The sequence below is a fragment of the Micromonospora sp. NPDC049799 genome (assembly GCF_040656655.1).
Classification (GTDB): domain Bacteria; phylum Actinomycetota; class Actinomycetes; order Mycobacteriales; family Micromonosporaceae; genus Micromonospora.
The window spans coordinates 1-12,316 of record NZ_JBFAMU010000118.1; the positions used below are offsets into that span (position 1 = coordinate 1).

Sequence of the window (12,316 nt, forward strand, 5' to 3'; positions counted from 1 at the left end):
GCGGCCGGCCCGAGCCGGTGCGGCAGCCCGCGCACCCCGGTCCGGGCGTCGTCGGCCAGGTCGGGCAGCACGTTGGCGAAGTGCGCGCCCGCACCGAGGAGGGCACCGGCGCCGACCAGCCAGGCAGGCGGGGTCGGCGCGCCCGGCAGGGCCAGCACGATGAAGGCCGGCAGGGCTCCGAAGGAGACCGCGTACGGCAGGACCGAGAACGGTGTGGACTTCAGCGGCCAGTCGTAGAGCAGCGCGGACACCAGCGCGAGGGTGACCCAGAACGCCGCCACGGGGTTGGTGGTGAGGGCCAGCACCGGGGTGGCGCACGCGGCCACCGCCGCCGCGACGGCCGTGCCGCGCCGCCCGACCGCACCGGTGACGACCGGTTTGTCGGTACGCCCCACCGCGGCGTCCCGGTCGGCGTCGAGCGCGTCGTTGGTCCAGCCGACGGCGAGCTGGCTCGCGGCGACGGTCAGCAGCACCGCGCCGATGCCGGTCGGTCCGTGCCCGACCCCCCACGCGAGCAGCCCCGAGACGGCGGTGACCGCGGCGGCCGGCTCCGGGTGACTCGCCCTGAGCAGCCCCAGCGTCCTCGTCCTGAGCTGCCCTAGCACCGTTGACGACATGAGGAAAGTCTGGTCGTTGAGGGTCAGTCGTGTCACGCTCGGATCCATGCGAGACGCGGGCCGTACCCTGCCGCGCAACGATCCGCGCCAGTACGACGACCTGGCCGGCGAGTGGTGGCGTCCCGACGGCGTGTTCGCGATGCTGCACTGGTTGGCGGAGGCCCGCGCGGCCCTGGTGCCACCGGCGGCGCGTCCCGACGCCCTCCTGGTCGACCTCGGCTGCGGTGCCGGCCTGCTCGCCCCCCATCTGGCCGGCAAGGGCTACCGGCACGTGGGGGTGGACCTGACCCGGTCGGCCCTGCGCCAGGCCGCCGCGCACGGCGTCACCGTCGTCAACGGAGACGCCACCGCGGTCCCGCTCGTGGACGGCTGCGCCGACGTGGTGGCGGCCGGTGAGCTGCTGGAGCACGTGCCCGACTGGCGGCTCGCGGTGGCCGAGGCGTGTCGCCTGCTCCGCCCCGGCGGCCTGCTCGTCCTGGACACCCTCAACGACACCGCGCTGAGCCGGCTGCTGGCCGTGCGCATCGCCGAGCGGCTGCCCACGGTGCCGCGGGGCATCCACGATCCACGGTTGTTCGTGGACGCTCGCGCGCTCGTCGCGGAGGCCCGGCGGCACGGCGTCGACCTGCGACTGCGTGGTATCCGGCCCGGGGTGGGCGGCCTGCTCGCCTGGCTGGTCCGTCGGGCGCGCGGCGCGGAGGGTGGGACGGGCGGCCCGGCTCCCCGGATCGTGCCGACCTGGTCGACCGCGGTGCTCTACCAGGGTCTGGGGGTCCGAAGGGGATAGCCGGGTCGGCCCGGGGGTATGGGTACGCGGAAGAGGGGGTTGGATGACGCTGCACGCGCTGGAGGCGGCCCGCCGGTTGGCGCCACGCCTCGCCGCCCGGGCCGCCGGGCACGACCGGGACGGCTCATTCCCGGTGGAGGACTTCCACGACCTGCGGGCGGCCGGGCTGTTCGGCCTGATGGTCCCTCGGGAGCTGGGTGGGGCGGGCGCGACCTTCGCCGGGTACGCGGCGGTCGCCACCGAGCTGGCCCGGGGAAACGGCGCGACCGCGCTTGTGTTCAACATGCACGCCTCGGTCACCGGCGCCCTCGGCGCGGTCACCGAGGAACTGGCCGATGCGCTCGGTGTGCCCGACGAGGCGCTGGCCGCCCGGGACCGGCTGCTCCGCGCGGCGGCTGAGGGCTCCTGGTACGCGGTCGCGATGAGCGAGCGCGGCGCGGGTGCCCGGCTCTCCCGGCTCAGCACGGTCTACGAGCCGGTCGAGGGAGGCTGGCGGATCAAGGGCAGCAAGACGTTCTGCTCCGGCGCGGGGCACGCCGACGGCTACCTGGTGGCCGCCCGCAGTGCCGACGATCCGTCGGTGGTGTCCCAGTTCCTGGTGCCGGCCGGGTCGGAGGGCCTGACCGTCGAACCCACCTGGGACTCGCTCGGCATGCGTGCGACCTCCTCGCACGACCTGCACCTGGACGTCACCGTGCCGGCCGACCGGCTGCTCGGAGGCGTGGAGGGGCTGGCCCTGGTGGTGGCGCAGTTGATGCCGCACTGGCTGGTGGCGAGTTACGCCGCCGTCTACGTCGGGGTGGCGCGAGCGGCGGTCGACGCTGCCGCCGAGCACCTCAACGCCCGTGACCTCGCCGGCCTCCCGGCCGTCCGGGCCCGCCTGGGTCGGGCCGACGCGGCGGTCGCCGCTGCCGAGCTGGTGGTCGCCGAGGCGGCCCGACGGGTCGACGAGGCGCCGGGCGACGCGGAGACGAACCGCTGGGTGTGGCGGGCCAAGCTGCTCGCCGGCACCACGGCGGCGGAGGTGGCGGCGTCCATGCTGGAAGCGGCGGGCACGTCGGCGACGCGGCGCGGCCATCCGCTGGAGCGGCTCTACCGGGACGCGCGCTGCGGCTCGCTGCACCCGGCGACCTCCGACGTCTGCGCCGACTGGCTGGGCATCGCGGTTCTCGGCGGCGACCCGGACCGCGACGGATCGGCTCCCCGATGGTGAGGCCCCCGGCGACGGGTGGAGAGAGGCGGGCGACGTGGCCGTACCGGTGATCGCGGGGATGGGGACGGCGCACCCGCCGTCCGCCCGGCAGGACGAACTGTGGGAGGGGTTCTTCTCGAAGCACTTCTCCGGCACCACCCGCGCGCTGGCCCAGCGGATCTTCGTCAACTCCGGCGTCACCCGCCGCCAGGCGGCCGTCAATCCCCTCCTGGAGGACGTGTCCGACTGGCCGACCGAGCGGCGGATGCGCCGCTACCAGGTGGAGGCGCTCCCGCTGGGCAAGGAGGCGGTGGGCCGGGCGCTCACCGCGGCCGGGCTGGCCGCCGGCGACATCGGGCTGTTCGTGGTGTGCTCCTGCACCGGGTACGCCACCCCGGGGCTGGACATCCTGCTCGCCCGTGACCTGGGCATGGCCCCGGACACGCAGCGCATGTTCGTCGGCCACATGGGCTGCTACGCCGCCCTGCCGGGGCTGGGCGCGGCGAGCGACTTCGTGACTGCCCGGGGTCGGCCCGCGCTGCTGCTCTGCGCGGAGCTGACCAGCCTGCACATCCAACCGTCCAGCGCGCGGGTCGACACGCAGCAGATCGTCTCCCACGCCCTCTTCTCCGACGCCGCCGTCGCCGCCGTGGTCGTGCCGGGCGGCCGGGGGTACGCGCTCCGCGAGGTCACCTCGGTCACCGACACGTCCACGGCCGACCACATGACCTGGGACGTCACCGACACCGGCTTCCGGATGGGCCTGTCGCCGAAGGTGCCGCAGGTGCTGTCCAGTCACGTCCGCGGGTTGGTGGAGGACCTGTTGGCCCGGCACGGCGGCTCGGTGCCCGACGTGGACGGTTGGGCGGTGCACCCCGGCGGGCCGCGCATCCTGAACGTCGTGGAGCGGGAGCTGGCCCTGCCGCCGGAGGGGTTGGCGGCGTCCCGGGCCACCCTGGACGAGCACGGGAACTGTTCGTCGCCCACGGTGCTGCTGATCCTCGACCGTCTGCTCCGGGACCCCGCACCGCCGCGGCGGGTGGTGATGCTGGCGTTCGGGCCCGGGCTGACGCTCTACGCCGCACTGCTCGACCGGCAGGACTGAGTGGACGGGCCGCGCGCGCCCGTGGTCGGTACGCGGGCGGGCGCGGTCGTGCTCACCGTCGCCACCCTGGTCGGGCTGGTCATCGGCGGCTGGTGGTGGCGGGTGAACGAGCCGACCACCGGCCGGGTGGTGGGGACGGACCGACCGGCCGCGAGTGACCCCGTCGCGGTCGACGCCGACTCCGGCATCGCCTACCGGACCGATCCGGACACCGGCCGGGTGACCTACGTCGTGCCGCCGGACACCGACGGCACCGCGCTGGGCAACTTCCCCAACACGGTGTGGAGGGAACGGTCGGAGCTGGCCCCGGACGACGGGATCGTCCGGCAGGCCCGGGCCGAGGAGGGCGAACGCCATCTGCTCCAGTTCCGCTGCACCGGTCCCGGTGAGCTGCTCGTGCTGGTGGACGGCGCGCGGGCGGCCGATCCGTTCACCGCCGGGTGCAACGGATCGACGACGTCGACCGAGGTGACCGGGGCGGGCGGGCCGTTCCAGGTCTCGCTGTCCACCGTGGGCGTCGAGCCGCTCACGGTGGAGGCGCAGCTCGTCCTCCTGCCCTGAGCGCCCGCCGCGGCGTCCGGCGGCATCCGGCCGGCGGTTCAGCCGGCCAGGCGGTTCAGGTCGGCGCGGTAGTCCTCGGCGGAGCGGATCTCGGGCACCACCTTCACCACCAGACCGTCCCGGTCGACCAGGACCGCCGTGGCGACGCCCGGTCGGGCCGGGAGCTGGAGGAAGCCACGCAGGCCACCGGCGGGGTCGGCGAGGGCCCGCACGTCCGCCCGGACCGGTGGCGCCGGGACGCGTACGGCGGGGTGGGTGTCGACGGTCACGACGGTGACGCCGTCCGGGGCGGTGCTGGCGGCGTCGGCCAACTCCGTTGCGCAGGCGCATCCGTCGACGAGGACGATGAGCGCGGGGAGCAGGCCGCGCAACGGCACCGGGGAGCGTGTGGCGTCGACCAGGTCGAGGGCGGGCAGCGGCCGGCCGGTCAGGTTGGCCGGCGGCGCGTACGGGGCGGCGTTCGGTGGTGCGGCGCCGGTGCGGGCCGAGCGGGGCCAGGTGACGGCGATCAGGCCGCCGATCGTGGTCAGCAGCGCCACCAGCAGGATCAGCACGGGCAGGGCCAGCGGGGAGCGGGCCCACACCGGGCGCGTCGGCCCCCACCGCGAAGCCGCCGGCCGGATGGCTGCCTGTGTCCGTGCGCGCAGCTCGCGACGGATCTCCTCGGCCTCGGCGGCCAGCGCCGAGGCGTCGTCGGGCACGACCACCCGCCCCCACTCGGGAGGCAGGTCCGGCAGGCCCGGGCCGTCTGCGTCGGGTTTGCCCATCGGACCCCCAGGACCGTCTCGGTGAGCGGACAGCGGCTCCCTCCAGCGTCCCGCACGGGGCCTCCTCCCGCTACACCTGGGCGCGTTCCCGTGCCGCGGGATACCATGGGGTGAGCGCATTGCCCTTGATCTCGACGTTCGGTCTCACTCGTACCGGGACGTCACCCGCACGTCACAGAGCGTGTTCGAACCTTCGGTTTGGCTGCCTGTCAAGCTGAAGAAATACCTCTCACAGGGCCCCTGAGCTGCGCCAACGGTCAGGACAGCGGTGAGACATCGGTGCCTGAGCGTGTTACCCTAGACACAGCGAAAGGGGTTTCGAACCTATGGTTTTCAGTGTCGGCGAGACCGTTGTTTACCCCCACCACGGGGCCGCACTCATCGAGGCAATCGAGACTCGGGTCATCAAGGGCGAGCCTAGGGAGTACCTCGTCCTGAGGGTCGCGCAGGGTGACCTGACTGTCCGGGTGCCCGCTGAGAACGCCGAGATCGTGGGTGTGCGTGAGGTGGTCGGCGAAGAGGGCCTCGGCAAGGTCTTCGACGTCCTCCGGGCTCCGCACACCGAGGAGCCGACCAACTGGTCGCGGCGTTACAAGGCGAATCTGGAGAAGCTGGCCTCCGGTAACCCGCTGAAGGTGGCCGAGGTCGTCCGCGACCTGTGGCGTCGGGAGCGGGAGCGGGGCCTGTCCGCGGGTGAGAAGCGCATGCTCGCCAAGGCCCGTGACATTCTCGTCGGCGAGGTCGCGCTGGCGGAGAAGAGCACCAAGGACGAGGCGGAGACGCTGCTCGACAAGGTCCTCACCGAGGCCTGATCCACAGCATCGTCGTACCCGATTCGTAGCGAACAAACCCGAGGACCGCGACGTGACCGCGCAGCTCAATCCGCGCGGTGACGTCGCGGTCCTCGTGCCTGCGGCGGGTGCCGGCGTACGACTCGGTCCCGGCCGTCCCAAGGCGCTGCGGCTGCTGGCCGGCGAGCCGCTGCTCGTGCACGCGGTCCGCCGGCTCGCCGCCGCCGCCTCGGTGCACACGATCGTGGTGGCCGCACCGGCCGCCGAGCTGGACGCCGTACGCGAGCTGCTGGCACCGGTCGCCCCGGTGACGGTGGTTGCCGGCGGCGCGGAGCGTCAGGCGTCCGTCGCCGCCGCCCTCGACGCGGTGCCCGAGGGCCCCGACATCGTCCTCGTGCACGACGCCGCCCGTGCGCTGACCCCGCCCGACCTCGTCGAGGCGGTCGCCGCGGCGGTGCGTGCCGGCCACGACGCAGTGATCCCCGTGCTGCCGGTGGTCGACACCGTCAAGGAGGTCGACGCCGACGAGGTGGTCCTCGGCACCGTCGACCGGTCCGCGCTGCGGGCGGTGCAGACACCCCAGGGCTTCCGGCGTGCCGTGCTCACCACCGCGCACGCCGTCGCGTCCGATCCGCTCACCGACGACGCCGGCCTGGTCGAGAAGCTGGGTGTCGCCGTGCGCTGTGTCCCCGGTTCGGAGTACGCGCTCAAGGTCACCCGCCCGTTCGACCTCGCGCTGGCCGAGCACCTGCTGGCCGCCGGCGCGTGACGCGTACCCTCTGGTCGTGATCGTTCCCCGGGTGGCCATCGGCACCGACGTGCACGCCTTCGAAGCCGGCCGGCCGTGCCAGGTGGCCGGCCTGCACTGGCCGGACCAGGACGGGCTGGCCGGGCACTCGGACGCCGACGTGGCCGCGCACGCCGCCTGCAACGCCCTGCTCTCCGCCGCCGGTCTCGGCGACCTGGGGGCGAACTTCGGGGTGGGGCAGCCGGAGTGGGCCGGCGCCTCCGGCGTGGCTCTGCTCGCCGAGACCGCCCGCCGGGTGCGCGCCGCCGGCTACGCGATCGGCAACGTGTCGGTCCAGGTCGTCGGCAACCGACCGAAGATCGGCCCGCGCCGGGAGGAGGCCCAACGGGTGCTCTCCGACGCGGTCGGCGCTCCGGTGACCGTCTCCGCCGCCACCACCGACGGCCTCGGCTTCACCGGCCGGGGCGAGGGCCTGGCCGGCATCGCGGTGGCCCTGGTGTACGACGCCCCGGCCGCCTAGGCTCGCCGCGATGTCCAGTGACCCCACCTCCCACCGGTCCGCCGCCGACGGCTACGTCGAGCGGGCCCTCCTCCTCGCCGAGCTGGGCCGGTACGACGAGGCCGCGGCCGAGCTGGGCTACGCGGTCGCCCTCGAACCGGGCAACGCGCAGGCCCTGACCGTGCTGTCCCGGGTGCATCTCGCGGCCGGTCGCCCGGCGGAGGCCCTGAGCGCGGCCGACGCCGCGGTCGCCGCGGCGCCCCAGGAGGTCTCGCCGCTGGTCGCGCGGGCGCTGGCCCTCGCCGACCAGGAGGAGTACGCCGAGGCGGCCCGTACCGCCGACCGGATCCTGGCCCTCGGGCCGGACGACGCGTACGCCCAGCGGAGCGCCGCGGCGATCCTGGCCGGCTCGCGCAACGGCCAGCCGGCGCTGAACGCGGCCTGGCGCGGGGTGGAGCTGGCCCCCGAGGAACCGCAGGCGCACCTGGTGCTGGGCCTGGTGGCGGCGAACATGCAGCTGTTCGACCTGGCCGAGCGGGCCTACCGGGAGGCGCTGCGCCTGGACCCGCAGCTGGCCGAGGCGCGGCACGACATCGGTGTGCTGCGGCTGGAGCAGCGGCGCTGGAGCGAGGCGCTGGAACACCTTGCCGAGGCCGCCGCGATCAGTCCTGGCCGTGTCGACTCCGGCCGGACCATCTCGGCCGGGGTAAGCCAGTTCGTGATCTACGGCGCCGGCTGGTCCCTGATCACCACCGTGCTGATCGCCTGTCTCGCGCCGGGCAGCCCGGGGCTGTCGCGGTTCGCCGCGTTCGTCGCGGCGCTCGGCGGGGCGCTGGTGGTGTGGCGGCAGGCCGCGAGGCTGCCCGGCCTGGCCCGTACGGTGCTGCCGGGCCTGCTCCGCTCCGACCGCAGCCTGGCCCTGGCGGTGTACGCGGCGGCCGCCGCACCGGCGTTCGTCCTGCTCTACGCGCTGGTCGGCACCCCGTGGCCGCTGGTCCTGGCGATCGTCGCCGCCGCCCTGGCCGAGATCACCGTCTTCACCCGCCGCCTCGCCTGAGCCGCTCCGGTCAGGGGCGGCGGGCCCAGGTCCAGGCGTACGCGTCGTCCTCGCACGAGGTGGCCGCGTCGCACAGGTCCAGCGGGCGGAACGTGTCGACCATGACGGCCAGCTCGTCGAAGAAGTCGACCCCGATGGACCGCTCGGCCGCGCCCGGCTGGGGGCCGTGCGTGAACCCGGACGGGTGCAGCGAGATCGAGCCCTGCTCGATGCCGGAGCCGCGCCGCGCCTCGTAGTTGCCGCCGGTGTAGAAGAGCATCTCGTCGGAGTCGACGTTGTGGTGGTTGTACGGCACCGGGATGGCGTCCGGGTGGTAGTCCACCTTGCGCGGCACGAACGAGCAGATCACGAAGTTCGGGCCCTGGAAGGTCTGGTGCACGGGCGGCGGCTGGTGGATCCGGCCGGTGATCGGCTCGAAGTCGTGGATGGAGAACGCCCACGGGTACATGTGCCCGTCCCAGCCGACCACGTCGAACGGGTGGTTGGCGTAGACGTACCTCGTCCAACCGCGCCGGTGCCGGACGAGCACCTCGACATCGGTCCCGTCGACCAGCAGTGGCGCGTCCGGTCCCCGGACGTCCCGCTCGCAGTACGGAGCGTGTTCCAGAAACTGTCCGCGTACGGAGAGGTAGCGCTTGGGTGGGCCGATGTGCCCGTTCGCCTCGATGGCCAGGAGCCGTACGGGGGAGTCGCCGGTCGGTACGAGCCGGTGGATCGTCGACGTCGGGATGACCACGTAGTCGCCGGCCACCGCGTCGAGCACGCCGAACGTGGACTCGACCCGCAGGGTGCCCGACTCCACGTACAGGCAGTGGTCGCCGGTGGCGTCCCGGAAGAGGGGGGAGGGCCGGTCGGCCACCACGTACGCGATGCGGACGTCGTCGTTGGCGAGCAGGTGACGCCGGCCGAGGACGGGGTCGGCACCGCTGGCGTCGAGCTTGTGGGTGCGCAGGTGGCGGGGCTTGAGCGGCAGGTTCGGCGTGCGGGTGACGGCCGGTGGGGTGAACTCCTCGGCGGCGACGATCGCGGTCGGCGCGTACCGGTGGTAGAGCAGGGAGGAGTCGGACGAGAAGCCCTCCTGGCCCATCAGCTCCTCGGCGTAGAGGCTGCCGTCGGGCTGGCGGAACTGGGTGTGGCGTTTGCGCGGCACCTCGCCGACGCTGCGGTAGTACGGCATTCTCGCCTCCCGGGGTCGTCCCCTGCGTCAACCGGATGACGTCCGATATTCGGACGCTGTTGTCCGTTCCTTGTAGCGTCCCGTACATTCTTGTCTCGTGTCAACGCAGGTGCCCGCACTGCTCCACGGCCTGGTCGACGACGCCGCCGTCTTCCCGCCCGGCAGCTCGCCGCTGCCCGAGGCCGTCGTCGCGCACCGCGCCCACCGCGCCTCCTGGTACACCGACCTGGTCGGTCCGCTGCTGGTTCCCGCGTCCGCCGTCCTCGCCGGGGACCTGGGTGAGCTGGTCGACCCCGGCTCCGTCGTCGGCCTGATCGGCGACACCGGCGTCGGGGGGCTACCCGCCGCGCTGTCCCAGCTCGCCCAGGACGGGATCGTCGTCCGGCAGGTCGAGGTGGCGGTCGCCAAGCGCGGAGAGGACCCGCAGGCCGGCCTGACCCACCTGCTGACGTTCGCCCGGTCGTGGCACCTCGACGTCTACGCCGAGATCCCGCTGACCTTCGGGCTGCTGGGCGCGCTGGACACGGTGGCCGAGGCGCGGGCCGCCGGGCTGCCGGTCGCCGCGAAGTTCCGGACCGGCGGGCTGGCCGCCGAGCTCTTCCCGACGCCGGCGGAGCTGGCCGCCGTGATCTGCGCCTGCCGCGACCGCGCGCTGTCCTTCAAGCTCACCGCCGGCCTGCACCACGCGGTGCGCCACCTGGACCCGGTGACCGGCTTCACCCACCACGGCTTCGCCAACGTGCTCGCCGCCGCGATCGCCGCGGCCGAGGGCGCCGGGGTGCCGCGCGTCGCCGAGCTGCTCACCGCCACCGACCCGCGACCGCTGCTCCAGGCCGTCGAGGGGTGGGCCGACACGACGCGTCCGCTGTGGGTGGGCTTCGGCTCGTGCAGCATCCTGGAACCACTGACCGATCTGATCCGGCTTGGGCTGGTGAACGGGGGCTTCGAGGCATGAGTTGGGTGCGGGGTGTCGACGGTTCGGCGTACGGGGTGGCCAACCTGCCGTACGGGGTGTTCCGCCGGCCGGCGGAGGAGCCCCGGGTCGGCGTACGCGTCTCCGACTTCGTGCTGGACCTCGGCGGCGCGGAGGCCGCCGGGCTGGTCCTCGCCGCCGGGGCGCTCGGCCGGCCCTCGCTCAACGACTTCATGGCCCTCGGCCGGCCGCAGTGGACGGCGGTCCGGCAGCGGGTGACCGAACTGCTCACCGACGACGCCCACCGGGCCGACGTGGAGCCGCTGCTGGTGCCGCTGGAGCAGGTGGAGCTGCTGCTGCCGTTCGAGGTGGCGGACTACGTCGACTTCTACTCCTCCGAGCACCACGCGTCCAACGTCGGCCAGATCTTCCGGCCGGGCCAGCCGCCGCTGCTGCCCAACTGGAAGCACCTGCCGATCGGCTACCACGGCCGCGCCGGCACCGTCGTGGTCTCCGGCACGCCGGTGGTGCGTCCGACCGGCCAGCGGGCCACCCCGCAGGGCCCGGTCTCCGGCCCGTCGGTACGCCTCGACATCGAGGCCGAGGTCGGCTTCGTGGTCGGTGTGCCCAGCCCGCTGGGCAGCCGCGTCTCCGTCGACGACTTCGCCGACCACGTCTTCGGCGTGGTGCTGGTCAACGACTGGTCCGCCCGGGACATCCAGGCCTGGGAGTACCAGCCGCTCGGCCCGTTCCTGGGCAAGTCCTTCGCCACGTCGGTCTCCGCCTGGGTGACCCCGCTCGACGCCCTGGGCGCCGCGTTCGTGCCGGCACCGGACCAGGACCCGCCGGTCGCCGACTACCTGTCCGACGTGCCCCACCTGGGGCTGGACCTGTCCCTCGCGGTGGAGTGGAACGGCGAGCGGGTCGCCGAGCCGCCCTTCGCCACCATGTACTGGACGCCCGCCCAGCAGCTGGCCCACCTCACCGTCAACGGCGCCTCCCTGCGCACCGGCGACCTGTACGCCTCCGGCACCGTCTCCGGCCCGGAGCGGGGGCAGGTGGGCTCCTTCCTGGAGCTCAGCTGGGGCGGCACCGAGCCGGTGAAGCTCTCCGACGGCGCCACCCGTACTTTCCTCTCCGACGGCGACACCGTCACCATCACCGCCACCGCGCCCGGCCCGGACGGCACCACCATCGCCCTCGGCGAGGTCACGGGCACGATCCTGCCGGCGCGCTGACCCGGTCGCACAGGAGGTCCGACCCCGGAGCACCGTTGCCCCGTTGATCGTCCGGATTCCGTCGCCATGCCGCGCCGGACCGGGACGGCCCCCGTCCGGTTCCCGGTCCCGGCTCCGGCTGGCGTCCTTATCGGACAGGAGGGTGACGATGAACGATCTCGCGGGCGCTATCTGGCGCACCAGCAGCCGCTCGAACGACCAGGGTCTCTGCGTGGAGGTGGCCGACAATTTGGTCGGCGTCCTCGGCGTGGTGGCCGTACGCGACTCCAAGGACCAGGCCGGTCCCACGCTCGCGGTGAGCCCGCCGGGGTGGGACGCGTTCGTCCGGGCGATCCGGGGCGGTCAGTTCCGGCCCTGACCGCGCCGCCGGTCGTGGTGCGTACGGGGTTCCCGGGCGTGGAATTTCCGCTCCGGGGACCCCGCACCGCGCTCACCCGGCGTACCGTCGATGCCACGGGAGGTGGCATGTCGACGGTGACCGCAACGGAACTCATCGAGGCGCACGCCGCCGACCTGTGGCGTCTGCTGACCGAGCTGGGCCTGCGCTCCGGCCGGCCCGGTGCCGCCGGTCCGGTGGAGGTGCTCACCACCGGCCGGTTCGGGCCGGGCACCGCCTGGCGGGAGACCCGCTCCCAGTCCGACGGCTCACCGCTGGTCGAGGAGTTCGTGGTGATCGAGACGGAGCCGCCCCACCGGCTGGTGCTCAGCTCACCCGGCGCCGGCGTCGACTACCGGATCACCTGGACGCTGCGCCCGGTGGAGCGGCGCGGCCGTGGCTGCACCGCCGTGACCGTCACGCAGGAGGCGGTGCCCGTCGCGCCGTACGGCCGGGTGGTGGCGTTCCTGCTCGGCGGGCTCGCAGCC

General features: G+C 74.1%; 15 protein-coding genes. 12 read left to right on the top strand and 3 right to left on the bottom strand.

The genetic code is table 11. The annotated features are described in order from the left end of the window. Positions 1-617: UbiA family prenyltransferase (locus AB0I76_RS12105; protein ID WP_357033755.1), on the bottom strand; the 617-nt coding region annotated here is incomplete at its 3' end. 46 nt (positions 618-663) lie between these two features. Here AB0I76_RS12105 and AB0I76_RS12110 point away from each other — a divergent pair. From AB0I76_RS12110 to AB0I76_RS12125, 4 genes are read left to right on the top strand one after another with little or no spacing between them, the layout of a single operon-like run. Continuing rightward, positions 664-1,404 (top strand): methyltransferase domain-containing protein, encoded by a 741-nt coding sequence (locus AB0I76_RS12110; RefSeq protein WP_357033728.1) that lies wholly within the window; start codon positions 664-666, stop codon positions 1,402-1,404. 43 nt (positions 1,405-1,447) lie between these two features. Continuing rightward, positions 1,448-2,617, top strand: a complete 1,170-nt coding sequence (locus AB0I76_RS12115) for an acyl-CoA dehydrogenase family protein (protein WP_357033730.1) — start codon at positions 1,448-1,450, stop codon at positions 2,615-2,617. Between the two features lie 34 nt (positions 2,618-2,651). After that, on the top strand, positions 2,652-3,701 hold the full coding sequence (locus AB0I76_RS12120) for a 3-oxoacyl-[acyl-carrier-protein] synthase III C-terminal domain-containing protein (protein ID WP_357033732.1): 1,050 nt from the start codon (positions 2,652-2,654) through the stop codon (positions 3,699-3,701). Beyond that, positions 3,702-4,262 carry a hypothetical protein gene (locus AB0I76_RS12125; protein WP_357033734.1) on the top strand — a complete coding sequence of 187 codons (561 nt, stop codon included), beginning with the start codon at positions 3,702-3,704 and terminating at the stop codon, positions 4,260-4,262. Between the two features lie 38 nt (positions 4,263-4,300). Here the strand turns inward: AB0I76_RS12125 and AB0I76_RS12130 are convergent, their stop codons facing one another. Further along, on the bottom strand, positions 4,301-5,029 hold the full coding sequence (locus AB0I76_RS12130) for a hypothetical protein (protein WP_357033736.1): 729 nt from the start codon (positions 5,027-5,029) through the stop codon (positions 4,301-4,303). Positions 5,030-5,355: 326 nt separating this feature from the next. On the opposite strand from AB0I76_RS12130, the gene AB0I76_RS12135 reads away from it, so the two are divergent. From AB0I76_RS12135 to AB0I76_RS12150, 4 genes are read left to right on the top strand one after another with little or no spacing between them, the layout of a single operon-like run. Beyond that, entirely contained in the window at positions 5,356-5,841 is a 486-nt protein-coding gene (locus AB0I76_RS12135) for a CarD family transcriptional regulator (protein ID WP_013288937.1), read from the top strand. A 52-nt stretch (positions 5,842-5,893) separates the two neighbouring features. Then, positions 5,894-6,589 carry a 2-C-methyl-D-erythritol 4-phosphate cytidylyltransferase gene (ispD, locus tag AB0I76_RS12140; RefSeq protein WP_357033738.1) on the top strand — a complete coding sequence of 232 codons (696 nt, stop codon included), beginning with the start codon at positions 5,894-5,896 and terminating at the stop codon, positions 6,587-6,589. A 16-nt stretch (positions 6,590-6,605) separates the two neighbouring features. Next, the gene (ispF, locus tag AB0I76_RS12145; RefSeq protein WP_357033740.1) at positions 6,606-7,088 is read left to right on the top strand and encodes a 2-C-methyl-D-erythritol 2,4-cyclodiphosphate synthase; all 483 of its coding nucleotides are present in this window, start codon (positions 6,606-6,608) and stop codon (positions 7,086-7,088) included. A 10-nt stretch (positions 7,089-7,098) separates the two neighbouring features. Continuing rightward, a complete protein-coding gene (locus AB0I76_RS12150) occupies positions 7,099-8,124 on the top strand; it encodes a tetratricopeptide repeat protein (RefSeq protein ID WP_357033742.1) in 1,026 nt (341 codons plus the stop codon). A 10-nt stretch (positions 8,125-8,134) separates the two neighbouring features. Here AB0I76_RS12150 and AB0I76_RS12155 read toward each other — a convergent pair whose 3' ends face one another. Continuing rightward, positions 8,135-9,301, bottom strand: coding sequence for a cupin domain-containing protein (locus AB0I76_RS12155; RefSeq protein WP_357033744.1), 1,167 nt, complete (start codon positions 9,299-9,301; stop codon positions 8,135-8,137). A 97-nt stretch (positions 9,302-9,398) separates the two neighbouring features. Here AB0I76_RS12155 and AB0I76_RS12160 point away from each other — a divergent pair, with 97 nt between their 5' ends. The 4 genes from AB0I76_RS12160 to AB0I76_RS12175 form a co-directional block, all read left to right on the top strand. After that, positions 9,399-10,256, top strand: coding sequence for a hypothetical protein (locus AB0I76_RS12160; protein WP_357033746.1), 858 nt, complete (start codon positions 9,399-9,401; stop codon positions 10,254-10,256). Then, positions 10,253-11,452, top strand: coding sequence for a fumarylacetoacetase (gene fahA, locus AB0I76_RS12165; protein ID WP_357033748.1), 1,200 nt, complete (start codon positions 10,253-10,255; stop codon positions 11,450-11,452). Before AB0I76_RS12160 ends, fahA begins: the two co-directional genes overlap by 4 nt. A 148-nt stretch (positions 11,453-11,600) precedes the next feature. Further along, positions 11,601-11,810, top strand: coding sequence for a DUF397 domain-containing protein (locus tag AB0I76_RS12170; protein WP_357033750.1), 210 nt, complete (start codon positions 11,601-11,603; stop codon positions 11,808-11,810). Positions 11,811-11,917: 107 nt separating this feature from the next. After that, positions 11,918-12,316, top strand: a 399-nt coding sequence (locus AB0I76_RS12175; RefSeq protein ID WP_357033752.1) for an SRPBCC family protein, incomplete at its 3' end; no start/stop codon positions are given.